This window comes from Mesorhizobium sp. M0808, from assembly GCF_040320025.1.
Classification (GTDB): Bacteria; Pseudomonadota; Alphaproteobacteria; order Rhizobiales; family Rhizobiaceae; genus Mesorhizobium.
In genome coordinates this window covers 20136-43317 of the sequence record NZ_JAMYOX010000042.1, presented here as the reverse complement: position 1 = coordinate 43317, position 23182 = coordinate 20136, and the positions used below count along the sequence as shown (strand labels likewise).

22 protein-coding genes and 2 pseudogenes are annotated in these 23182 nt (G+C 60.8%); 8 read left to right on the top strand and 16 right to left on the bottom strand.

Going from position 1 to position 23182, the window contains the following annotated elements; genetic code table 11:
• Positions 1 to 116: 116 nt before the first annotated feature.
• The 3 genes from NKI25_RS30405 to NKI25_RS30395 are packed head-to-tail and all read right to left on the bottom strand — an operon-like array spanning position 117 to position 3362.
• Positions 117 to 1409 carry a threonine synthase gene (locus NKI25_RS30405; protein WP_353000202.1) on the bottom strand — a complete coding sequence of 431 codons (1293 nt, stop codon included), beginning with the start codon at positions 1407 to 1409 and terminating at the stop codon, positions 117 to 119.
• Positions 1406 to 2599: a M24 family metallopeptidase gene (locus NKI25_RS30400; RefSeq protein WP_352708134.1), complete on the bottom strand. Its 1194-nt coding sequence runs from the start codon at positions 2597 to 2599 to the stop codon at positions 1406 to 1408. Before NKI25_RS30400 ends, NKI25_RS30405 begins: the two co-directional genes overlap by 4 nt.
• On the bottom strand, positions 2589 to 3362 hold the full coding sequence (locus tag NKI25_RS30395) for an IclR family transcriptional regulator (RefSeq protein WP_352595448.1): 774 nt from the start codon (positions 3360 to 3362) through the stop codon (positions 2589 to 2591). Before NKI25_RS30395 ends, NKI25_RS30400 begins: the two co-directional genes overlap by 11 nt.
• Before the next feature lie 146 nt (positions 3363 to 3508).
• Here NKI25_RS30395 and NKI25_RS30390 point away from each other — a divergent pair, with 146 nt between their 5' ends.
• Positions 3509 to 3769 carry a helix-turn-helix domain-containing protein gene (locus NKI25_RS30390; RefSeq protein WP_352595445.1) on the top strand — a complete coding sequence of 87 codons (261 nt, stop codon included), beginning with the start codon at positions 3509 to 3511 and terminating at the stop codon, positions 3767 to 3769.
• 27 nt (positions 3770 to 3796) lie between these two features.
• Here the strand turns inward: NKI25_RS30390 and NKI25_RS30385 are convergent, their stop codons facing one another.
• Positions 3797 to 4012, bottom strand: a complete 216-nt coding sequence (locus NKI25_RS30385; RefSeq protein WP_352595442.1) for a helix-turn-helix domain-containing protein — start codon at positions 4010 to 4012, stop codon at positions 3797 to 3799.
• Between the two features lie 127 nt (positions 4013 to 4139).
• Between NKI25_RS30385 and NKI25_RS30380 the strand changes: the two genes are divergently transcribed.
• A complete protein-coding gene (locus NKI25_RS30380; RefSeq protein ID WP_352595439.1) occupies positions 4140 to 4889 on the top strand; it encodes an autoinducer binding domain-containing protein in 750 nt (249 codons plus the stop codon).
• Positions 4852 to 5595, top strand: a complete 744-nt coding sequence (locus NKI25_RS30375) for an acyl-homoserine-lactone synthase (RefSeq protein WP_353000199.1) — start codon at positions 4852 to 4854, stop codon at positions 5593 to 5595. The genes NKI25_RS30380 and NKI25_RS30375 overlap by 38 nt, the downstream gene beginning before the upstream one ends.
• Before the next feature lie 196 nt (positions 5596 to 5791).
• Here the strand turns inward: NKI25_RS30375 and NKI25_RS30370 are convergent, their stop codons facing one another.
• Positions 5792 to 6265 carry an Lrp/AsnC family transcriptional regulator gene (locus NKI25_RS30370; protein WP_352595435.1) on the bottom strand — a complete coding sequence of 158 codons (474 nt, stop codon included), beginning with the start codon at positions 6263 to 6265 and terminating at the stop codon, positions 5792 to 5794.
• 129 nt (positions 6266 to 6394) lie between these two features.
• Between NKI25_RS30370 and NKI25_RS30365 the strand changes: the two genes are divergently transcribed.
• The gene (locus tag NKI25_RS30365) at positions 6395 to 8785 is read left to right on the top strand and encodes a thiamine pyrophosphate-binding protein (RefSeq protein ID WP_352708137.1); all 2391 of its coding nucleotides are present in this window, start codon (positions 6395 to 6397) and stop codon (positions 8783 to 8785) included.
• A 102-nt stretch (positions 8786 to 8887) separates the two neighbouring features.
• Here NKI25_RS30365 and NKI25_RS30360 read toward each other — a convergent pair whose 3' ends face one another.
• The 7 genes from NKI25_RS30360 to NKI25_RS30330 are packed head-to-tail and all read right to left on the bottom strand — an operon-like array spanning position 8888 to position 16559.
• A complete protein-coding gene (locus NKI25_RS30360) occupies positions 8888 to 9640 on the bottom strand; it encodes an ATP-binding cassette domain-containing protein (RefSeq protein ID WP_352458022.1) in 753 nt (250 codons plus the stop codon).
• 9 nt (positions 9641 to 9649) lie between these two features.
• Positions 9650 to 10849 carry an alanine racemase gene (locus NKI25_RS30355; RefSeq protein ID WP_352708138.1) on the bottom strand — a complete coding sequence of 400 codons (1200 nt, stop codon included), beginning with the start codon at positions 10847 to 10849 and terminating at the stop codon, positions 9650 to 9652.
• A gap of 12 nt (positions 10850 to 10861) precedes the next feature.
• Positions 10862 to 11836, bottom strand: a complete 975-nt coding sequence (locus NKI25_RS30350; RefSeq protein ID WP_352621950.1) for an ABC transporter permease — start codon at positions 11834 to 11836, stop codon at positions 10862 to 10864.
• Between the two features lie 35 nt (positions 11837 to 11871).
• Positions 11872 to 12933, bottom strand: coding sequence for a substrate-binding domain-containing protein (locus tag NKI25_RS30345; RefSeq protein ID WP_352708139.1), 1062 nt, complete (start codon positions 12931 to 12933; stop codon positions 11872 to 11874).
• A 60-nt stretch (positions 12934 to 12993) separates the two neighbouring features.
• Entirely contained in the window at positions 12994 to 14055 is a 1062-nt protein-coding gene (locus NKI25_RS30340) for a substrate-binding domain-containing protein (RefSeq protein WP_352708141.1), read from the bottom strand.
• Positions 14056 to 14088: 33 nt separating this feature from the next.
• A complete protein-coding gene (locus NKI25_RS30335; protein ID WP_352708142.1) occupies positions 14089 to 15348 on the bottom strand; it encodes a M20 family metallopeptidase in 1260 nt (419 codons plus the stop codon).
• A complete protein-coding gene (locus NKI25_RS30330) occupies positions 15345 to 16559 on the bottom strand; it encodes an ROK family transcriptional regulator (RefSeq protein WP_352708143.1) in 1215 nt (404 codons plus the stop codon). The genes NKI25_RS30335 and NKI25_RS30330 overlap by 4 nt, the downstream gene beginning before the upstream one ends.
• A 538-nt stretch (positions 16560 to 17097) precedes the next feature.
• Here NKI25_RS30330 and NKI25_RS36575 point away from each other — a divergent pair.
• On the top strand, positions 17098 to 17676 hold the full coding sequence (locus tag NKI25_RS36575) for a hypothetical protein (RefSeq protein WP_502897462.1): 579 nt from the start codon (positions 17098 to 17100) through the stop codon (positions 17674 to 17676).
• A 68-nt stretch (positions 17677 to 17744) separates the two neighbouring features.
• On the opposite strand, the gene NKI25_RS30320 is transcribed toward NKI25_RS36575, so the two are convergent.
• Positions 17745 to 18047: a hypothetical protein gene (locus NKI25_RS30320; protein WP_352708145.1), complete on the bottom strand. Its 303-nt coding sequence runs from the start codon at positions 18045 to 18047 to the stop codon at positions 17745 to 17747.
• Between the two features lie 46 nt (positions 18048 to 18093).
• Between NKI25_RS30320 and NKI25_RS30315 the strand changes: the two genes are divergently transcribed.
• The gene (locus tag NKI25_RS30315; RefSeq protein WP_352495879.1) at positions 18094 to 18270 is read left to right on the top strand and encodes a hypothetical protein; all 177 of its coding nucleotides are present in this window, start codon (positions 18094 to 18096) and stop codon (positions 18268 to 18270) included.
• A 678-nt stretch (positions 18271 to 18948) separates the two neighbouring features.
• Here the strand turns inward: NKI25_RS30315 and NKI25_RS30310 are convergent.
• Positions 18949 to 19461 (bottom strand): SUKH-3 domain-containing protein, encoded by a 513-nt coding sequence (locus NKI25_RS30310; RefSeq protein ID WP_352453847.1) that lies wholly within the window; start codon positions 19459 to 19461, stop codon positions 18949 to 18951.
• 93 nt (positions 19462 to 19554) lie between these two features.
• Here NKI25_RS30310 and NKI25_RS30305 point away from each other — a divergent pair.
• Positions 19555 to 20189: pseudogene (locus tag NKI25_RS30305) on the top strand (IS5 family transposase); the annotation flags it as partial.
• Between the two features lie 504 nt (positions 20190 to 20693).
• Here NKI25_RS30305 and NKI25_RS30300 read toward each other — a convergent pair.
• Positions 20694 to 21243 (bottom strand): annotated as a pseudogene (locus NKI25_RS30300) (glycogen debranching N-terminal domain-containing protein); the annotation flags it as partial.
• Positions 21244 to 21530: 287 nt separating this feature from the next.
• Positions 21531 to 22109, bottom strand: coding sequence for a recombinase family protein (locus NKI25_RS30295; RefSeq protein ID WP_352708147.1), 579 nt, complete (start codon positions 22107 to 22109; stop codon positions 21531 to 21533).
• A gap of 729 nt (positions 22110 to 22838) precedes the next feature.
• Here NKI25_RS30295 and NKI25_RS30290 point away from each other — a divergent pair.
• Positions 22839 to 23066: a hypothetical protein gene (locus tag NKI25_RS30290; RefSeq protein WP_353000195.1), complete on the top strand. Its 228-nt coding sequence runs from the start codon at positions 22839 to 22841 to the stop codon at positions 23064 to 23066.
• Positions 23067 to 23182 lie beyond the last annotated feature (116 nt).

Sequence of the window (23182 nt, the reverse complement as noted above, 5' to 3'; positions counted from 1 at the left end):
CGAGTTGAATTGGCCTCTCGTGGATAGCTTTTGGAAGTCGCAATTCCGTCCAGTGGTGGACGAGATCATCAGTCGATCAGAAGTCGTATCTGTTCATGATCGTCTCTATCTTCTCTTCAGGACATCTTGGCCGCGCGTTGTTCATCAGAGGGCGTGAAATAGTCGCTGTCCTGGGCAAGGTGTTCCCACGCTTCGGCAACTGACCGAAACGATTGTTGTGCTTGGCCCGCGCCGGTCGAACGATCCAAATCCTTGAGGCCGCTCGCCGTCACGATGGCAACGACGCTGTCCGACCGCGCGATCGTGCCCTCGCATCTCAAGGATTCAATAGCTGCAAATGGCGTCACCGAGGCAAGCTCGGCAAACACTCCCTCCGTGGCCGCAAGCTGCTGCTGCATGGCTATCAGGCCGAAATTGCCGACCGGCATCGCCATGCCGCCGGATTCACGCAGCGCGTTGAGCGCCTGAAACGTGCTGCGTGTGGTGCCGATCGAGATGGCAAGCGTGTCGAAACCCGCGGGAACCTCGGCGACCAGATCGGCCTTGCCGGCAAGCGCCTTTGCCAAGGATCCGTGCACTTCCGCCGCCACGAGTCTCGGCAACCGATCGATCCTGCCTTGGCTGAGAAGATGCTTGAATCCCGCCCAGAGCCCGGCAAGCGCGTCGCCATAGCAAACAGGCACGGCGCACCAGTCCGGCACGGCTCCGTGCATCTGTTCGACGATCTCATAAGCCAAGGTCTTGTAGCCCTCGATCCCGACAGGATGACTGCCCACCACGGGGTTGTGAAACGGGGACGTCGCAAACCATCCGAGGCGCTCGGTACCAGCGGCAAGCAATGGCCAGCGATGGGACTTGTCGGCCAGGGATATGACGCTTGCGCCGTATTTGCGGATCTGCGCCAGCATTGCGCCGGCGGTGCCTGAGAATGTGACAACGACGCATTTCAGGCCCGCCCGTGCAGCATAGGCGGCAAGTGAGGCCCCGGCGTTGCCCGACGAAGCAGTCGCCACCACACGTGCGCCACTCAAACGTGCCATGGACACCGCCACGGTCGAGAAGCGGTCCTTGTGGGACCACGTAGGGTTTGCGCCCTCGTCCTTGATAAGAAGCTTGGGGACGCCGAGCTGCTTTCCCAGCCTCTCGGCGCTCAGCAGCGGCGTCAGGCCCTCGCCAAGGGAGATTGCATCGCCGAGCCCACAAGGAAGCGTGTCGGCATAGCGCCATAGCGAGGGCAGCGCGGCAACCGCTGCGGAAGCGGCCGACCTAGCTCCGGATGGATCGTAGACGACCTTAAGATTGGCTGGCGCTTCGGCGCAGCATATCGGGCAGCCGCGTGAGTCGATTTTGGTATCGATCGGGAACAAGGCGCCGCATCGAATACAGGAAAAACCTGCCCCGCGGCTCATAACGGAACCCGGGTGATTGCATCGTGCGTCTGCGTCAGCCGCTCCACTCCGCGCCGGCGAACAACCACCATGTCCTCCACCTGGAGTCCCCAGCGGCCGATTTCGTAGTAGGGGGTCTCCACGCACAGCACCATTCCTTCTTCAAGGACGTCTGTACTGCGCGCCGAGAGCGTCGGCGCATCGTAACCATCAAGGCCGATGCCATGGCCGACGTGATCGCGCTCGTAGTGGGCAATTCCTTCGCTCTGAACCACACGCACCACCGTCTCGAAGAGCTGTGCTGCCGGCATGCCGGGCCGGATAATATCGCAGGCATGCTGAACGCCGCGCAGCAGCGCCTGCTGTAGCCGATGCGCCTGCGGCGGCGGCTCGCCCAGCGTGGCGATGCGGGCAATGTCGGCGCGGTAGTGCCGAAACCGGCCACCGACGTCGAAGCGGATGATTTCTCCAGCGCCCAACTTGCGGTCGGACGGCTGGACGTTGATGAGCGCGCTGCGCTCGCCAAAGCCGATGCATCCCAGTACGGGCAGGGCGCCTTCCTCGACCGTCCTGACGTGAAAAGCGCGCGCCAGATCGGCTTCGGTGGCGCCTTCCTGAGCAAGGGCGAGGGCGGCTTGAATGGAGCGTTCGGCAATCTGGGCAACCTGGCCGAGCCGTTCGATTTCATCTGCCGTCTTTACGGCACGAACCTCGCGAAGCAGCGCCGTCGCTGGTAGGAACGACGCATTGGAAAAATGGGCTCTGAGGGTTTCCTGGTATCCTGGCGCGAGCCCCGCCTCGTCTATGCCGATCCGCGCGCGGCCGAGCCGGGCTTCTTCCAATGCCGCGATCAAAGCCGCAATTGCATCGCCATGCCTCGGCAGGTCGCGAAGCTGGAGGTGTCGTTCATTGGCGCGGTCCACGGTGGTCGAGGAACCGACATCGGCGTAAAAGTCGCCGTAGCGCCGCACCTTGCTAACCCAGACTTCCTGATCGGCAATGAGGTCGAGCGTGCTGGTGCTGGTGATGATTTCAGGCGTGCCCTTGTCCGGAGCCGGCCACATTACATAAGTCTGCGGACCACGACGAATCCATTGCGGCAGAGCCCAGAAGCCGCTCATATAGGTCACGTTTTCCGGTGTCGTGGCTATAACGGCATCAAGCCCGGCTGCCGACATGCATTGTTGCAGGCGGGCCTCGTTAAGCAGCATGGTGGGAATCCCGAGCCTGTTTTGCTTCCGGAAAGCCGAGGCCGGCAGAGATGCGCGCCGCAGCCGCCATTACTGCCTCTCCAGTCTCGCCGATCTCCACATGCGGCCCCACAGACCGGGGGTAGGCCACACTTATCGCCGCAATGATCATGCCTGATGCATCGCGAAGCGGTGCGCCGACAGCGATCAACCCGGTAAAGTTCTCGTCCAGGGAGGTTGTGTAGCCGATAGACTCGGAGGCTCTGATCTGAGCGATGAGCTTGTGCGGATCCGTGACGGTGCGTACGGCAACCTGCTCCAGCGGACCCCGTCCGAGAATTCCAACAACTGCATCGCCGCTCAGCTCCATCAGGAGTGCCTTACCCAGCGCGGTGGAGTGCAAGGGGAACATTTCGCCGGGTGACGAGCGAATGACGACCGGACTCTTGCTTTGCACGGTCAGGAGATAAATACCGCGATTGCCCCGCCTGATGCCCAGGAATGCATTGAGGCAACCTTCGGCGGCCAACGCCTGCAGTTCGATTTCTGCCAAACCAACCAGGCGATCTCTGTCCAGGACCTTCCGCGCCAGCGCGAGAACAGAGTGACCGAGCCGGTAGCGCCGCGAGTCTGGCGACTGCTCGACATAGCCCTGCTCTGCCAGGGTGTTCAGAATTCGCTGCACGGCGGGAGCACTCTGCTCAAGCCGGCGGGCGAGTTCGCGCACCCCGACCGCTTCGTCCGCTTCCTTGAGGACATTAAGAACCGCAAGGCCACGTTCCAACGAAAGATTTCCTGTCACTGGCGTTCCTTATTTCGGAATGGCGTTCCGCAATATGATGAGAAAAGCAGCAATGGCGGCGTCTGTCAATGACGAATGTTCACTATAGTGTGTCGTCCTAAAGTGTACGCAGCGACGACCATGCCCTCATGGACCTACGGGTGGTTGTCGGCTTGAACGTACAGAGGATTCGGCGCGCACAAGCCCTCTCTCAGGAGGAACTGTCGTTCCGTTCAGGGTTCACGCGCGCCTACCTGAGTGGTCTGGAGGCCGGCCGGCGCAACCCCACACTTCTGTCGCTTGCAAAGCTTGCCACTGCATTAAGCGTCGACATCGCGGAATTGACCAAACGGCCAGGCAAAGACGCCCCAGCTGTGGTGCAACGTGGGCGACGCAGCAGAAAATCCTGATCCTCCCGCGGCCTCTTAGCCGGTGGATTACGGCGAGTTGCGACGGACGAGCTGCTCCACGTCAACCTGCAATGCCAACGCCAGTACCTCCAAGGTATCGAGGGTCGGTGAGTTCTCCTCCCGCTCGAGCTTGCCGACATAGTTTCGATCAAGGCCGGCAAGGTCCGCGAGCTGTTCCTGCGACAAGCCGGTACCTTGGCGAAGCAACCTCAGATTGCGAGCAAAAACCGACCTAAGCCTCATGCTGCGAGGCAGTCAGAACGCGCCCTTTAGTGCCACCTACTATAGTAGTCAAACGTCATGCCGCATGTTGCGGTCGCGGCCAACTCATTTATTCTTTCTTTGTCTCAGTACATTGAAGGGGCGTGAAATGCCGGCAGTTCATGGGAGCGTCTTACAGCACCAGTTAGCGCAAATCTTTGAAGCAACCGCGCTGATTGATCGTGCAAGCAGCGTCGCCGAAATCATTCGGCAACTGCGCAAGAGCATCGAACGTCATGGCTATGCAGCCTGTCTCGTCACCGAATTGCCACGCCAGGACACCGGATCGCTGGATGGACACATCCTCGTCAACGGTTGGCCGGGGGAATGGTACGACCACTACATGGCTGCCGGGCACTATCGTCATGACCCTTGCGTTGCTTTGTGCCGTGGTGCGATCGGGCCGTTCCTTTGGAGGGACGTCCATCACGGCTTGACGAACGGCAATGCCAGGAGGGTGATGGATGAGGCAAAAGAATTTGGGCTTTGGGACGGGATCTGCATCCCAATCCAGGCTTCATTTGGCAATCCGGCCTGCGTAACGGTTGCCGGACGCGAAATTGATTTGGCGCCGACGGTGCGCTGCACCGTTCATGCGCTTGCGCGCCATGCCTACTCGGCTGCCGAACGACTCGTTGGCAGCTCGCTCGGGCGGCCGAGACAAAAGCTTTCCCAACGGGAGCGTGAAATCCTGCAGTGGGTCGCCGGCGGGAAGACCGCATGGGAGGTTTCCCGAATACTTGGCATTTCGGAAAACACCGTGACGACCCATCTGCGCAACATCAAGCAGAAGCTCAGCACCGCCAACGTCGTGCACGCCATTGTCGAGGCTTATCGCAGGCGCGAAATCGAACTTTGATCCATCCTCAGATCTGGGTATTTCATGGGCAATCGTCGCGTGGTCGGATGGGGTTCCATCTCGAGGAACCGCAATGATTCAGGTCCACGTTGTCGATGCGTCAAACACCTTTGCGTATCGAGGGGATCTCGACAGTTACTTCCGCCTGCGACATGAAATCTATGTCGATGAACGTGGCTGGCACGAGTTGAGGCGCCCCAACAGTCGCGAGATCGACCCCTTTGATACACCAGAAGCGATTCATCTGCTCGGCATCCAGCCGGGAAGAGGTGTCGTTGCCGGATCCCGCCTGGTGCCGAGCCTCAGTCCGCATCTGATGAGCGAAATCTTTCCGCAACTTGCCGAAGGTGGCGTTCCACGCCGAGCCGATATCTATGAGTGGACGAGATTTTTCGTGGCCCGGGATTTTCGCGAGCCTGGTCGACCCTGCCAGGCCGCCGGCGTGATCTACTGCGGAATTCTGGAATTCTGCATTCAAAGAGGCATAGGCAATCTGACGATCGTCTGTGAGGACTACTGGTTCGACCGCTTGGCATCGATCGGCTGGTGCCCAAAGCAGCTTGGGTCTTCATTCAAGTGCGACGACATGACCATCATCGGCGTGATGGTCGACGTCGGCCCGTCTGCCTTGGCCGCGACGCGACAATTCTACCGCATAACCGACCCCGTGCTTTGGGCCGAAACGCCAATCAAGCGGCTGGCCTGACCGCGGCCGCCGTTGGGCGTTACGCCTCGAACGAACATGCTGCCTGGCAGACAAGTTGGTGGATGCCGGCGATGGTGCATCTACCTGTCAGCCGAAACGCTAATCGCAAAAACGGCCGCTCCAGTCACCACCGGGCGAAATCGGGCTGTTCGAAACCGGAGAATTTAAGCGATGGACTTGCCAACGTTTGGAAAAATCATGTCTCGACCGGCAGCCGGTTCGACCGCTTGATCTGCGCAAGCGCGAAGCTGGACTCGATCGAGGAGACGCCATCGAGCCGCGTCAGCTTTTCCTTCAGGAAGCGCTCATAGGCGTGCAGGTCGCGCACCACCACACGCAGCAGATAGTCGCGCTGGCCAGTCATCAGATAGCAATCGACCACCTCCGGCCAGCGCGCGATTGCCGCGTTGAACCGCTTCAGCTCGTTCTCGCGCTGGCGCTCAAGCTTGATCGAGGCAAACACCGAGATCGGCAGATCGACCATGTCCTGGTCGATCAGAGCGGCATAGCCGGTGATCACGCCCATATCCTCCATCAGCCGGACCCGGCGGGCGCAGGGGGAGGCCGAAAGGCCGACCCGCTCGGCAAGCTGCTGGGCCGTCATCCTGCCATCGACCTGCAGCGCAGCAATGATCTTTCGGTCGATACCGTCTAGTCGAGTTTTTGGCATGGAACGTTACTCCATTGGTCGATATTGCTGAAACCAGCTAACGCAGCTGCCATTCTCATGCAAGTTTAGCGACAATCGGTTCTTGCTCAGCCCTATGATTGCGACGATCGTAACCGAGAGTCTTGCAGCATGGACAAACAAAAACTGGAGGCACTTTCGGCGCTGGAGAAAAAGGTGCTCTGGCTGTCGACATGGATGATCCATAACGCCAATCACCTGCGCGAAAACACGGACGGCTTGAAGGTTGGCGGACACCAGGCGTCCTCGGCCTCGCTTGTGACGATCATGACCGCGCTTTATTTTTCGGTGCTGAGGCCGGACGACCGCATCGCGGTGAAGCCGCATGCTTCGCCAGTGTTTCACGCCATCCAGTATCTTCTGGGCAATCAGACCAGGGAGAAACTCGAAGGATTTCGCGCCTTCGGTGGCGCGCAAAGCTATCCGTCGCGGACCAAGGATGTCGACGACGTCGATTTCTCCACCGGTTCCGTAGGTCTCGGCGTCGCGCAGACGCTGTTTGCCTCGCTTGTGCAGGATTATCTCGGCGCTCGCGACCAAAATATGCCCGAGGGCCGCATGGTGGCGCTGCTCGGCGATGCCGAGATGGACGAAGGCAACATCTTCGAGGCGCTGCTCGAAGGCTGGAAACACGGCGTTCGCAATTGCTGGTGGATCGTTGACTACAATCGCCAGAGCCTCGATGCCGTTGTGCGCGAAGGCCTTTGGGAACGCTTCGAAAGCATCTTCAGGAATTTCGGCTGGGATGTGGTCATCCTGAAATACGGCAAGCTGCTCGAAGCCGCTTTTGCCGAGCCGGGCGGCGAGGCGCTGAGGGCCTGGATCGACGCCTGCCCGAACCAGCTTTATTCGGCGCTGACCTTTCAAGGCGGCGGCGCCTGGCGCAAGCGGCTGCTTGCCGACATGGGCGAAAAGCCGGGCCTGAAATCGCTTGTCGACCGGCGCTCCGATGTCGAACTCGCCGCGCTGATGACAAATCTCGGCGGCCACGACCTGCAGTGCCTGATCGAAGCTTTCGAGACGGCGCGCGGCAACGACCGGCCGACGTGCTTCATCGCTTATTCCATCAAGGGTTTCTGCCTGCCGCTGGCCGGCCACAAAGATAATCATGCCGGGCTGATGACCAAGGATCAGATGGCAGTCTTTCGCGCCTCGCTGTCGATCGGTGAGGGGCGGGAGTGGGATGCCTTCGAAGGCCTGGATATCGGCAAGGTTGATCTCACACGTTTCCTTGATGCTGTGCCTTTTGCCGCGAAAGGCCGGCGCCGCCGGCACGCCCAACGCATTCTCGTCCCCGATCGCCTCGGCCCGGAAGGCAAGGGCAGCGTCTCCACCCAGGTCGGATTCGGCAGGATCCTGGACGAGATTGCACGGGCCGGCGGGCCGCTTGCCGACGCTATCGTCACAACATCGCCCGATGTCACCGTTTCGACCAATCTCGGCCCCTGGGTCAACCGGCGCGGCCTGTTCGGGCGTCGCTCGCTTGCTGACACCTTCCGCAGCGAACGCATAGCATCGGCACAGAAATGGGAATTCGGCCCCTCCGGCCAGCACATCGAGCTTGGCATTGCCGAGAACAATTTGTTCATTCTGCTGTCGGCGCTCGGGCTGTCGCATTCGATTTTCGGCAAACGGCTGTTGCCGATCGGCACGCTCTACGATCCGTTCATCCAGCGCGGTCTCGATGCGCTCAACTATGCCTGCTACCAGGATGCACGCTTTCTCCTGGCAGCCACCCCGTCGGGCGTCACGCTGGCGCCGGAGGGTGGCGCGCACCAGTCGATCGCCACCCCGTTGATCGGCATGGCGCAGGACGGGCTTGCGGCTTACGAGCCGGCATTCGTCGATGAGTTGAGCGTCATCACGCGTTTTGCACTGGATTACATGCAGCGCGACGGCGAAGCCGTGCAATCGGAGCGCACCTGGCTGCGCGACCAGACCGGCGGCTCGGTCTATCTGCGGCTCTCGACGCGCCCGGTCGAGCAGATCATTCGTGCCATGGAGCCTGAGCTTGAGCAGGACATTGTCGACGGCGGCTATTGGCTGCGGCGTCCGGGTCCGAATCCCGAGGTGATCGTCGCCTATACAGGCGCCGTCGCGCCGGAAGCCATCGAGGCGGTCGGCATGATGGCGGAGGACCGTCGCGACGTCGGTCTTCTGGCCGTGACCTCGGCCGACAGGCTGAACGCAGGCTGGACGGCGGCAAGCCGTGCACGTGAGCGCGGCCTTGTTCATGCCAGGAGCCATGTCGAAAGGCTGTTCGCCGAGCTTCCGGCCCATTGTGCCATCGTCACCGTCGCCGACGGCCACCCGGCCGCGCTGGGCTGGCTGGGCTCAGTCTACGGCCATCGCACGCGCAGTCTCGGCGTCGAGCACTTTGGCCAGTCGGGGACAATCGGTGACCTTTACCGGCACTTCGGAATAGACGCCAATTCCATAGCGACAGCCGCCGACCGGATTGCTGGTGGGCGCCCCATCCGCTATCTGCGCGCGCTGGATTGATGCTGGCGACATTCTCTGGCCGGGGCCTCGTCGTGGATCTGAAGTCATGCCACTCGCTGCTCGGGTAACGCAATGTCTGAACGGCGCCTCTGTCGGACCGGGCTAGTGCTGAAGCCCGGTGATCATGGCGACAATCTCGTTCTTGTCGGTCTCGCTGGTCTTGCGCACGCCGATCTGTTTGCCACGTCTCAGAACACAGATCCGATCTGAGAGCCTGAACACCTGGTCGAGGCTGTGGCTGATGATCAGCACGCCGATATTGCGCTGCTTCAGCGACAGAACAATCGTCTCGACCTTGGCGGTCTCGGCAACGCCGAGCGCGGCGGTTGGCTCGTCGAGCAGGATCAGCTTGCTTGCCCAGTGCGTGGCGCGCGCGATCGCCACGCCCTGGCGCTGGCCGCCCGAAAGATCGCGGATGGTGGCGTGAGCCGATGGGATGCGAACGTCGAGATCCTTCACCAGCTTTTCGGTGTCGTCGATCATCCGGCGTCGGTCGAGCAGGCCGAAGCGGTTCACCGGCTCGCGGCCAAGAAACATGTTCATGTAGACGGTCTGCTGATCGGCGAGCGCCAGGTCCTGATAGACCACCTCAATGCCGTGTGCGCGCGCCATGGTGGCGCTCGACATTGCCACCGCCTGCCCCTCGATGATGATCGTCCCGGATGTCGGAGCATGGACCCCTGTCACGATCTTGACCAGCGTCGACTTGCCGGCACCGTTATCGCCGACCAACGCTACTATCTCGCCGGGATAGAGCTCGAGCGAGAAATTTTCGATGGCGGTGAGGCCGCCGAAATTCTTGCGGATGTCGCGCAGCTGCAAAACAGGGGGCGTGCCGGTCGTGGTCGCGTTCATCACTTGCTCCTAGACAGGCCAGGCAGCGGTTTCGCCAAAACCGTTTTCGATCGTTTCGACTTGGGGCGCCCCCTTTGAGACACCGGAGATGCCGACCACGTAGGCGCGGGTCACGAACGCCTGGCCACGAAAGCCGAACACCGCCGTGTCGCCGGGGCGTGGAGCATTGGCGCCGCTAGCGTCAATCATTGCGTAATAGTCGATTGCCGCAGGCGGCGGCACCTCGACGCTTCTGAGCGCGGCGGCGGCCGTGGTGGGTTCTGCGGACACGATTGCCTTCACCTCGTAGTCCGGAAAGATCGGATCGATATAGAAGCCGCCACCCAGGCAGTAGGCTTTGCCGCCAGACAAATGCGAGACCTCGGTCAAATACAGAACGGCAGGGAGCTCCGGCAGATCCTCCATGACGTGCAGCGCGGTGGTGCCGGCCAAGCCATTGCCCGGTTCACATTGCGTGGCGCCGGCTTCGGCCAGCGCGCCAAGCAGGACACTCGACGTTGTGCCGGGCGCGTTCACCTCTATGTCGCTGCGGCCGGACTTGGCGAGCGCTTCGGCAGCTCTGCCCAGTGTCGCCAGATTGTGTGTCGGCAGGACCGTTCGCGTGGTCTGGTCGAACAACAGCGCCGGGAAGGTGGTGATACCAGCGAACCGTGCGCCGTCGAGACCATCCAGTTTTTCGGCGACCGCGGCGATATCGGCCGCCTCAAAACCACCTTCGTGGCCGCGGTAGAAAACGTCACCATCGGCGCGAATGCGGGCAAGTAGGTTTTGCGTGTACCCGGCGAGCCTTGCGCCGGCAGCGGCTTCTTCAGCCTTGGTGTCGTTGAAGACGGTCCAATAGTCCGGCCTGAATGTTTTGGCCGCCGCATTGGCCTCGTGCCTTGCGATCTGCTGCAGGTGGCCAAGATGACCGAGCCTCAGGCCGGCTCTGTGCGTTGCCCGCGCGCAGGCCATGTCGACGGCAACGGCCTGATCGATGCCGCCACGCTTGAGCGCATGGCAGAACGAACTGGCGCGGCCGACCTGCTTGGTCATCGCGAAAATCTTCAGGCCGAACCGGTCGGCCTCGCGCTTCAGAACCCGGGCGTTGCTTTCGACGGCATCGAGGTCGAGCACATAGGAATTAGCCGGCAGCTTTCCTTCCTGGTGCAGGCGCGTGGCGCTTTCTATAAAGCTCGGATTGCGGCGCCGCAGAACATCGAGGAACATGACAAAACTCCTTCAACGGGACTTTTCGCGCAGCGATACGGCGACGGCGGCAAGAATGATCAAGCCGCGCACGATCATCTGGTCGGAGACGGACAGGCCCATCAGGATGAGGCCGTTGTTCAGCATGCCCATCATAAGCGAGCCGACCAGCGCACCGACAATCGATCCCTTGCCGCCGTTAAGCAGGGTTCCGCCGACAATGACGGCCGCTATCACCGTCATAAGGTCGGTTTCGCCGAGCGTGTATTTCGCAGCCTGCAGCCGGCCGGCATAGAGCAGCCCGGCAAGGCCGGCGAGTCCGCCGCTTATGGTCAGAACGGCCAGCCTTATCTGCGCCACGCTGATGCCGGAAACACTGGCGGCACGGCTGTTGTCGCCGGTGGCCAGCACATGGGCGCCGAAGCGCGTCTCGCGAAAGATGAGATGCGCGATCGCAACGGCAATGACCGTCCACCAGATCAACGACGGAACACCCAGCAAAGAACCTGAGCCGAAGAAGCCGGTGAAGGCGTCGTTGGTGACCGGGATCGACCGCAAATCGGTCATCGAGCGAGATACCCCGGCAAACAACCCGAGCGTCGCCAGTGTTACCAGGAATGAAGGCAACTTAACGTAAGCCACGAGGGCGCCGTTGAGCAGGCCGATCAGCAGGCCGGCGCCGAGGCCGGCCAGCACCCCGGCCAACAAGCCGTAGGCGTTTATCGCCACCGCGGCGGCAAGGGCTGCCACGGCAACGATCGAACCTATCGAAAGATCAATCTCGCCCGCCGACATGACAAAGACGAGGCCGATCGCCATGATCGTCACGGGTGCCGTCTGCAGCACGATGTTCGACAGGTTGCGGACCGTCAGAAAACCGCTGTCCTTCAGTACGATCGCGAAGAACAGGAAGATCGCCAGAAATCCGAGATAGACGACATATTGCTGCAGGTTGAAGCGGCTGACCAAGCTCGCTGCCCGGCCGGGGCTGGTGTTGATACTCGACATTCTCACTTCCTCCGGCGGGGCGCCATTGTCTGCCGCTACTTCATGGCGGCCGCGATGGTCGCGGGCACGTCCTTGTTGAGGGACCGCTTCCACCCGTCCTTGACAGTGTCCTTGGTGACGGCGAGGGAATCGACCACGATGAACGGCGCGGCCTTCTTGCCGATCAACGCGGCGGCCGTGGCGCGTGCCAGCGTCACGCCGATGTCGTAGGCTTCGTCTGCGATGAGTGCCGCAACGTTGCCGCCTTTCACCATGTCCAATGCCGCCGGTTCGTTCAGGTCGAGCGTGACGATCTTGGTGTGGCTGTTGCCGGCCGCCCGCAATGTGGACAGCACGCTAAGCGCCGGCTCAGCCCAGGTGACATAGATACCGTCGAGGTCTGGGTGCTGTGTGATCATCGCCTGCGCGATCTCCTCGCTGCGCGCGGGGTCGGCCATTCCGGCCTCGGCCACGATCTTCATGTCCGGATAGTCCTGCTCGATCGTGTGCTTGAATGCTCCATCGCGCTGGTTGGTGACGTAGAAATCGGCATCGTGAAAGATGTAGCCGACCTTGCCCTGCTTGCCGAGCGCGTCGGCCATTGCGATCCCGGCCTTGTTGCCCATCTGGAAAAGGTCGTCCGAAACGATGGTCACATAGTCCTTGTCCTGAACGTAGCCTGCCGGCGAATTGTCGACGAATCCCAATTTCACGCCGGCCTGGCGCGCAGGATCAAAGACGATGGCCGCACTTGCGGGATCGACCGGTAGGGACAGTATAATAGAGGGCCTTTTGGCGAGTACTGTCTCGACGTCGGATTTCTGCCGGGCCGCATCAAAGCCAGCGTCGGTCTGAGCGACGACCCTGATGCCGAGCCGCTTCAACTCGTCCTGGGCGCCGCTGTTCACCGCGTTGGTGTATTCGCTCATCTCATGCCAGACCAGCGCGGCGGTGTATTTGCCGTCCTTGATCTGCTGCTCCTCAGCTGGTGTGAGCACGACGCTCTTTGCCGGCGTCGGCTTTTCCCCGTTCGGTCCCGTGGTGGTGCCCTCGGCTGCGAAGGCGTTGGCGGCGACGAGCGCTACCAGTGCCGACAACATTCCAATTGCTGTGCGCATGTCAGTTCCCCTTGTTTTTATGATGTCGGCGGCCCTGATTGGCCGCCGGGCATTCGCCTGTCATTTGGCCGCGTCGAGCACCGATTGCGGCGCGTCACGGTTCAACGAATCCTTCCAGCCCTGCGCAACGTTCTGCTTGGTCACGGTAAGCGCCGGGGCAACGACGAAGGCCGGGGTCTCCTGGCCGAGCAGCGCCTTGACGCCGACAGCGGCCATGGCGCGACCGAGCTCATACGCCTTGTCGGCCACCAGTGCGGTCACATTACCGCCCTTGACCATATCGAGCGCCACCGGTTCGGCGAGGTCGAGCGTGACGATCTTGGTCTTGGTGTTTCCGCTTGCCCGCAAGGCCGACAGCACGCCGTCGGCCGGTTCGGCCCAGGTGACGTAGATGCCGTCAAGATCGGGATGCTGCACGAGCATGGCGCTGGCCAACTCTTCTGCCCGCGCCGGATCGGAGATCCCCTGCTCGGCGACGATCTTGATACCGGGATAATCCTTCTCGATCGTTGTCTTGAAAGCCTGGTCGCGCTGGTTCGTCACATAGTAACTGGCGTCGTGGAAGATGTAGCCGACCTTGCCCTTGCCATCGAGCGCCTTGGCCAGTGCATCGGCCGCCTGCTTGCCCATCTGGAACAGGTCGTCAGTGACGATGGCGGCATAGTCGGTTCCGTGCTTGTAGCCTTTCGGCAGATTGGAAAGGAATACCAGCTTGGTGCCGTCGGTGAGCGCCTGACGGAACGCCTCGGCCGAAGTGACCGGATCGAGGGGCAGCGACAGGATGACGTTTGGCTTCGCCGCGAGCGCGGTTTCGATGTCGCTGCGCTGGCGCGCGGCGTCAAAGCCCGCGTCGGTGGTGGCGACGATTTGAATGCCGGCACGGGCAAATTCATCCTTGGCACCGGACGTGACCGCATTCGTGAAGTCGGAGGAGGTGTGCCACAGCAGCGCCGCCTTGTAGCCCTTCTCCTTTACTGCGGCCAGGTCTGCATCCGACAATCTAACCTCGGCGCTGGGTGTCGCCGTCTCGCCGCTTGGTCCTACTGTCTGTGCGCCGGCACCGCCGGCCAACAGCATAAGGCTGCCTGCAAGTGCTGTAGCAACAAGTCTGTTTATCAGCATGGTAGTTCTCCCATTTTCGCTCTCAGTTGTCCTTCATTCCGTAACGCCGCAACACTCCACCATGAACCGGGCGAAGCCTACGACGCCCGCCAGATATTCCTCGACATCGACGTGTTCGTCGAAGGTGTGGCAGTTGCGAATGTCGCCTGGCGCGCAGTACACGGCGGGGATGCCGAGCCGGTTGGTGAAAAATGATGACTCTGACCAGAATGGCGCGCCTTCGATGGCCCCGCGACCAGCCATCGATCGGGCCATGGCGGCAGCAAGAGCGCCGACCTCCGGCCTGTCAGGTGCAATCTCGGCGGCGTTACCCCCAAGCGGATGATCGCGGCCTGCCGGATAGGCGAACGCCAACATAATTTCGGGATCGGTGATGGCGCCGCGCACCACTGCCTCGATTTCGGCGGCGGCCTCGTCCAGCGACTCGCCGGGCAACAGCTTGCGGATCAGCGACAACGTGCAGCGTTCGGGCACCGCGATGTAGCCGCCGCCCGCAAGCCCGGTGATCAGCAGGAAGCCACGCCCAATCAGCGGGTGCTCGGCTCTTGTTGCAACATCTTCCGAATGCTTCCACAGCGCGCTCATGACGGCGTGGCTTGCACGCAAGGCATCCTTGCCGAGTTCGGGTACGCCGAAATAGGCTGATCGTCCGGTGATGGTGATGTCGGTAATGAAGAAGCCAATTTGGGCCGGATAAACCGAAAGGCGGGTAGGCTCCACATAGACGACGAAATCGGGCGCAAAGACTTCGCCTCTCTCAATGCGGCCGACGAAATCCTTGATGCCGGCGGAGACGCCGGTTCCAGGCTGGCCGCTCTCCTCGTCGCCGACGAAGGCAAAGGCAACGTCGCCGGCCAGTTGGATGTCGGCTGTGTCGAGCAGAGAGAGTGCCGACAGCGCGGAGCAGATGCCGGCCTTGAGGTCGCCGGCGCCGCGGCCCCAGATCTGCCCGTCGATCATTGGCGCGGCAAACGGATCCTGCTTGGCGGTGCCAGCCCAGTGCTCGCGCCAGCCCTCGACATGGACCGTATCGGTGTGGCCGATGAAGAGCAGCCGCTTCCCGGCGCCAGCACCTTTGCGCTCACCCCAGACGTTGGGCCGGCCGGGCGCGAATTCCGCACGCCGAATTTCGCTCAAGCCAAGCACGCGCATCCGGTCTTCAAGGAAGTCGACAAAGTTTTCTTCGTGACCGGTTATGCTTTCGCGGCCGATTGCCCCCTGCAGAAGCTCCACCGCTGCGTCGCAATCGAGGGCGGCGCGCAAGCGGGCGGTGATGTCCTTTAAGGCGGTCATAGCGTGGCCTCGCGCAGCACGGCCGAACTGGCTGGGGGAAGCGAAATGCGTCCGTCGGGCGCGTCGACGCCGAACAGTGTGTTGTGCAACTGGCTGAGCCCGATGGCGGCAGCGCCGATGAGCGCTGCCCGCGACCCGAGTTCGCTGGCCTCAACGGCGATAGGGTAGGGGAAGCAGCGCGGCAGCAGGTCCCTAACGCGCAACAGGATTTCCGGCCGCAGCCCGATCGAGCCGCCCAGGACGACCTTTTGCGGATTGGCAATTGCCGCTATGGCCACAATGCCTTGTGCGAGGTAGCGCGCGATTTCGTCGAGCACCGTCGCGGCATGCCTGTCTCCAGCCAATGCACCGCGGAAAATCGTCGGCACGTTGACGATGTTGCCCGTCAGCGTTGCGTAGCGTTCAACCATGGCGTTGGTTGCGACCACGCGCTCGAAAGCGCCGGCGCGCAACGATGTCGGCGCGAAAGGATCGGCGCCAATCGGCAAAAAGCCCATCTCGCCGGCTGCATTGCTGGCGCCCCGCACCAGATTGCCTGCAACCATGAGGCCGCTGCTGATACCGGTACCCAGCGCTATGAAGGCGAGATTGTCGATACCGCGGCCGCACCCCTGCCAGTTCTCGCCGAGCACCGCCAGATTGACATCGTTCTCGATCATCACATGAAACCCGAATGCCTGCTCGAAGGCGCGAACGACATTCATCGTGCCAAAGCCGGCAATATTCGGGGCAAGCAGGACGCGGCCCGTCTTCTTGTCGGGTGCACCGGGAACACCAATCACCGCCAGCCTTATCTTTGTGCGCGAGATTCGGTGCCTATCGGCCGCCTGAAGCGCTAGATCCACGATCTGGTCGACGATGAACTGTCCGCCCCGAGGATCGGTCGGCGCCGTTTCCTCTGCGAATATCTGGCAGGCAAGATCGGTGAGGGCGACCCGGACTTTGGCGCCGCCGAGGTCGACGGCCGCGATGTAGGCCGCGTCAAATACGAGTTCGTAAGTGACAGCCGTGCGTCCGACATGTCCGCTCGTACGCCCTCTCTCCTGCACCCAGCCTTCCTGCTCGAGTGTCCTGACGATCTCGGAGATTGTCTGCTTGGACAAGCCGGTCTGCTTTGCGATTGAAGCGCGCGAGATCGGCCCGCCTTGCACGATCGCCTCCATGACGGAGCGCTGCGAGAACTGACGAGAAATTCGCGGGACTTCGTTCAACAGCAGCTCCGATTAATTCGTTCTATGACCGAACTTAATAATCATTTTGGACGGCCGTCAACTGGCCGCTCAACAAGGGGTTTGTCTACCATGCGACGGAGTGTCGCAAAACCAAAAACGGGGAAGAAATCAATGCTTTAACGAATCAGCCCTTCATCCATTAAAGCCTCGCAAAGTTGTCTAGGTGCAGAATAGGAGCGGCGTCTACAACTGCTCGCGGCGCCAATGGCGTACAAAGAGCATTCGTCGACGAAGCTGATGCACGACGCGCCATTAACCACCACCAGCCTGCGGTGCTGTTATCCCGTGAGTCGGTAGGGGGAAAGCCCGGACTAGCGTCCCGAGCATTTGTGGCGCAACTGCGACGTTCCCGGCTACGCTGACCGCATCGTCGGAGATTTTTCATTCACGTTGATGAGCCATTGGGGCCCTTCATTTCCCGCGTGGCGAAGGGCAGCAATGCGCCTCTCGGCCGTAGAGATCAGCTTCTCCGCATCCTGAAAGCAGACATCGCAAGCGAGGACTCCGGAGGTCGCGGTTGCGCCCTCAAGCCCCGCCCGTCGACCAGATAGAAGATCGCATTGGCCTCGCCGCCCGGCATCGTCTCGCTGAACTGGATGCGGCTGTTAGGCTGGATCAGACCGAGCAGGGTCTCCGCCGCACGATAAGCCTAAATTTCTTCCGCGAGCAATATCCTGGCCTCCTTGGCAGCAGCGATGAACGCCTGGCGCGCTATCCTTGGTGGTTTTTCTCCACGGATTACGGCAAGGCATGCTTCGATTGCGGCGAGCCGCGACTTGCCTTCCGGCGTCGGCCAATCCCTCAGCAGAACTTCGGCCGCGTCGGATACCGACGCAACAACTCTGTCGCGATCGATCCGGCCGGGTTGAACGACGACGGGCTTTCTGAAACGTCTCGTACCCACGACAGCCTCCAAGAAAAAGTTATGTTAGCTTCTGCGGATCCTTTGCGCCACATCAAACGTCCGCAAGTAACTAAAAGGCATCCGCTTGGCCCAGAAGCTGCCGCCGCGATGGACGCTGGTCAGTGCTTCAGCACGTCGGGCTTGGCCCCGAGTTTCGAAGAGCGCATCGCCAAGAGCGGCGTTACCCAATAAATGATGCACAAATACCCAGTGAAGCGGAGTTCTCCGAACACCGCGAAATGGAATCTCGGGCCTGAATTTTACTCCATATCCGGCCACGAACTCAAATCTGGATAGAAACTTGGGGCAACGTCAGTCTCCATAGTCGATCTCGGCCAAGCGGTGTGCGTTGCCGGATTGGAGTTCAGATGACCGCGCATGCTTGGTGGAATTCGAGCCTTGCCGCGCGCGGAAACGGTTCTTGCCCGTGCCGTAACCAAAGATTGCAGATGAAAATCACTTTGACTGCCCGGTGGCACGGCATCGCTGTCGAAACCGGACATCAGGCCCCAATCGATGCTCAGGGCTTCCTTCTTAAGCGCAGTAACTTTGAAACAAATCATGCCGGCAGGCGTTCCAGGATGGCGGGCGGCGTTGCCGGAGGACCCAATGCCCGACGAATACAATGACATCGTCATCCCCCAAGACCACGATGCATCGCCACTTCGGGAGGAGGAGTATTTCGTCCTCTGCCCGGCGTGCGGCCAGGCGTTCGACATCAGGTGTATGGCAGAGGCGCTTCATCACAACGAGCTAGGCCACGAGCCATACGACCTCGACTCGTAGTCGGCAGTGATGGACGACCGTCGACGAGCGTTTGGAGATGTCCCTTCACGGCTTCTATGCGAGCCGGGTCGAGACCAACACCGAGGGTAAGCTCTCGCTCATCTGGCCGGTCGCGTTGCCGACTGATCGGCCTAGAACGAATCCCTGTCGCGAGGGCGGACCTTCGCCGGCACGCTATGTCTTCACAGGAACTTGCGGGCTTTCGATGCGGCCGTCACCGACCGGGTTGTTAACCCAGGGCGACGGCGCCTACTCCACCGCAACCATGTCGCCCAGTTCTGTCGCGGCGCTCCGAAGCAGACCTGTTGCCGGCATCGGGTGCCGGGACCAACATGTGATCTCCATAATGCGTAAGAGCCGAAGGCCCATCGCCGGCAACAAGTCGCTCATTGCAGAGAAAGGTTACGATCGATCGGATGCCCGCGTTGCCTTCACGCGAAATGTTGCTGGGCGCCTCCTTCGACAGCGCGCACATGCGACACGTCCTGGCCGGGCGCGGCGCCTGTTGCCGAGAGCGACGATCGCGAATGTGCGAACGGCTGGACGGCAGGTGAAGCGGGGTCGCGAAGGCCCACATCGGACTTGCTTCACCAGTAGTCCGAAGACGCCAGCGACGCACTAGGCCGTGAACTCATAAATGCGGAATGAGCGAGATAGGGTGGAAAGCAGTCGGCCGCCCTATCCCGTCTTCAGTTCCCCAATGCTCATGATTTGAGGGCTTCCACGCAGAAGCACCTCTCCATACCAAGATACACTCTCATGTGATGGCAGAAGCAGGGGTGATGCCTTTCGGCCTAGCAGGGCGCGCTCCATAGCATCACCAAAAGTGCGCCCCATTAAGCCGATGCCGCTCATCATCGGGGACACCACAAACACTCGGCCCCCACTATCGATATACAGGCTTTGGTGATGGTTGTGAGCTGTGGCAAAGCAAGCCAACTCCGTCTGAAGCAAGTCTCCAATTTCGGCGATTTCTCGGTAGCCTTCATGTGGGGACCAACAGAAGACGACATCGCTCCGGGCGCATTCCATGCCACGGCCGAGCTCGCCGACGTTGAGGCCACCGAACTCGCTGAGAACGGCAGCCACGGGATGACTAGCCGGGACCTCTGGAGACATGGGCACTTTGCGTCCAGGAAACCATCCGGCTGCGGCAAAGATCGGCAAAACAGCGGTCGGCAGAGTTGTCATTCTGAATTTATCGTTGGTAGTTTCAAGCTCCGCAATGGGTTGTTTTCCGACTGGCGGCTTTCATATTGCGGCGCAATCTGATTCAGGCTCCGCATGAGCCGATATGACCTGACCGACTTCGAGTGGCGCGTGATCGAGCCGCTGTTGCCCAACAAGCCGCGAGGCGTTCCGCGCGTCGATGACCGGCGGGTGCTCAACGGCATCTTCTGGGTGCTGCGATCCGGCGCGCCGTGGCGGGATCTGCCCGAGCGCTAAGGGCCGCGGACCACCTGCTATAACCGGTTTGTGCGATGGCGGAGAGCAGGCGTCTGGGACCGGCTGATGGATGCCATCAGCGCCGAGCACGCTGGGGATATCCAAATGATCGACAGCACTTCCATCCGGGCGCACCAACAGGCTGCGACGGCAAAAAAGGGGGACCAGATCGTTGTCTCGGTCGATCGCGCGGTGGGCTCACGACCAAGATCCACGTCGTCGTCGACGCGCAAGGGCTCCCAATACGGCTCGGCCTGACAGCAGGACAGGCACATGACAGTCAGATCGCTGATCGGCTTCTCGATCATCTTGGCCAACGCACCATTGTGCTGGCCGACAAGGCCTACGACGCCGACCGCATCCGGGAATTGATCCAGGAGCAGGGTGCCACGCCCAACATCCCGGCCAAGAGCAACCGGAAATGGAAGCCCTGCTTCAGCAAGCGGCTCTACCGCGAGCGCAACCTGATCGATGCGGGTGACGTCCCCAACAGGAACCACTCGGTCGCCGGCCCGGACTTTGGGTGGCGGATCAATCGTATAAGGATGGTCATACGAAGGAATGCTCACCCTGGCGCGCCCGCTGGGGAGAATCGCGATGGCGGTACCTGCTAGCGCAACCTCATCGCCGACCTCAAATTCGCGAGGCATGTTAACGTGCAGCATGGTCTTCCTCCCGATGCTTTCCCTAATTGACGCTTTGCTAAATTAATGCCCGGCCAACCAGGTTGGTTGCTTGCAATCGGCTTCGTACGGTTCCGCACAATTCCAAGCTGGTATGCACTCCCAGTTGGCCTCGGATCGGCCTTGTGTGCGTCAAATTCTGCAGAAATGGCTTGACAGTCAGCGATGACCTTGGCGCGCCCCGTCCAGCCACGTGTTAGCGGAGCGGCGGACTTCCTCTCGGTCCGGCGATGGCCACAAACGAGGAGCGTGGAGCGGAAATCGATCTTTCGCCTTCAGGTACGTCGTTCCGGTATCGAGCCCTTCGGACCGAAATGTGACGCTTGCCTCCCTGATCAGCGCGTCATGGGCACGACCGCGACGGCGTGGTGCCGCGCAACTCGAACATGTCTCGGAAATCGGCATCGAAGTCGAGCCGGACCGGCAACGCAATCGCGCGCGCGGAGTAGTTGGTGAAGGTAATACGCTCGAACATGCGGTCTTGCCAGATGAACCGGGTCCGATCGATGTGTACGGCGCTCGCTGGAACTTCCCTGCCGTTTGGCCCCACTGCGGCGAGATTGGTTAGATTGGCTGTGAACAAGATGTTGTCTTGCGACAAGGACGCGCCAACCAATGAGGGCATGCGGTCAGCGATCAACAGCCGGAAGCGCGACAGCACACGCGTGTCGTCGCGGAAGAGCCCGTCGCCCGTGCCTCGTATGTCGCCGTAGCTGTCGGCGACGATGAAGCAGTCCTCGTGCTTGAGCGCAAATTGCCGATGCGGTTCGCGCGGTGCGGATTCATCGAGTACCGGGAGAGCCAAGGCGGGATCAAGTTTGCGTTCTTCGACTTCAGTATTCATATCAGCCCTCTTGTCCAGAAGAGACTAGGCCGATGGGACTGTCAGGAATCTTGTGCGTGAGGCCGGTTGTCGTCATTGCTCCTTTGTTGGGTGTGGTCGATGGGACTGATTGTCCCCATGGAAAGGCACTGATCAGGACACACGCGCCTCGCCAAAGCTGATGTCGCCCCGGAAAGGAGCAAACAGGGCAACAGGCAGTCGCAATGCAGGGAGAACCGCGCGGGTCAGCTTGGGAGAGGAGCGTTTCATAGTCTGGTGGGGCCAAATTCGCCTCGTAGTTCTAGTGGTCACCCTATCGGCTCACCGGTCCCCTGAAGCGCCCGATAGACGCTCCGCTCACTGACCCCCAGTTCCTTGGCTATCGCTGTTCTGGTCATGCCCTCGGCATCCAACTTCACGATCTTGTCGCGCTTCCCCATCGCTGTCGGCTTCCGTCCTGGGTACTTGGTCTTGTCGCCTTTTGCGGCATCGATCCCGATCCGTTGGCGCTCCAGCACGACGCTACGCTCAAACTCCGCGAACGCCCCGAACATCGTCAACATGAGCTTGCCGGTCGAGGTCTTGGTGTCGACCGTGTCGCCGTTGAAGTCGAGGATACGCACCGCTACGCCACGCCCCTGCAAGTCCTCCACGATCTCGAGAAGCTGTCTGACGTTCCTCGCTAGGCGGTCCATTTTGGTCACCGTCAGCGTGTCGCCCGCTTCCAGCCTCTCCATGAGCCGCTCAAGCCGCTCCCGCCTCGAAGCGGCCCCAGAGACATGCTCCTTGTACACACGCTTGCATCCGGCCTTCTCCAGCGCCGCCACCTGATCGTCCAATCCGGTTACCTGATCTGTGGTCGAGGTCCGCGCGTATCCGAAGTTCATCGGTCTTCTTTCCTGCCATTAGGGTACCTGCCAAATCCGATACCCTGCCAAAATACAGAAAGCAACCCTCTTGTCATGCTAAATCCGTCGAGCGCCACCCTGCCACAAGAGCCTGCCCTATTGGCATCACAGCGTGAGCAAACATTGGACAGAAGCATTCCAACGTTCACGATGTGCAACGCCGACGCTAGATCGACACGAATCTTCAGTTCAAAGAGCGAGGATTAATGCTGCGGCAAACGAAGGGGGCACGGGGGGTCTTCGCGCGAGCCAGTTATCCGATCTCCCGCTCAGAAATTTCTACCAAATATTCCGACCTCCTGATGGAACCCATTCGTTGCGGGCGAGTTGCGGCTCATTGGGACGGACTTCCCGAACATGACAACGAGCAACAAAGCAGACCATCAGTCTGTCTCCGAAGCGTTTCGGAAACTGATCCGTTCCGAAGGCTATCGTCATCACGTACAAACGTTCTTAAATCTGGAGGTCGAACCAGAACTGCCGCCAACCCTACAGTCATTACTTGCGGCTATTGATCGGGCCAAACAGGGCCCGACGGAAGAAGGTCCCTAGCCGGCTGGCTGAGCGTCAGGTCAAAGAATATAGAGGCTCGCTTCGTGGCTTGTCCCCCTGATTCCCACTCAGAAGTTATCAAACATTCTTCTTGATTTTTCTCGACAGAGGATCATGAATGTTCCCTTGGGTTCTCGCTGAGGTGGGAGGCCTTGTATGAACGTTTGGACGAACTGCCGACCCGACAAAGTGACTGCCAAACACCTTGTTCACGAGCTGATCCTACAAGCCCGTCGCGGCCAAATCATCTCCGTCAAAGCGACTATCACAGCGGTGCGCCGAGACGGGCCACATCTGGCGGAAACTGACTGCGAGCTGGTGGAGCTTATTGTCAATGTTGCCCCAGCCTTTGGCCTGTTCGTCGGGTTCGATCTTCGCGAATAACCGCCTCCTCAACAGGGCGGACCGTGGCGACACGGTCTCGATCAAAGCTGCAACTGCCATGGGCCTCTGCGTGGCTTTCGACGGTCGCGAGTAGCTGTCAGCCAAATTCAGTCACT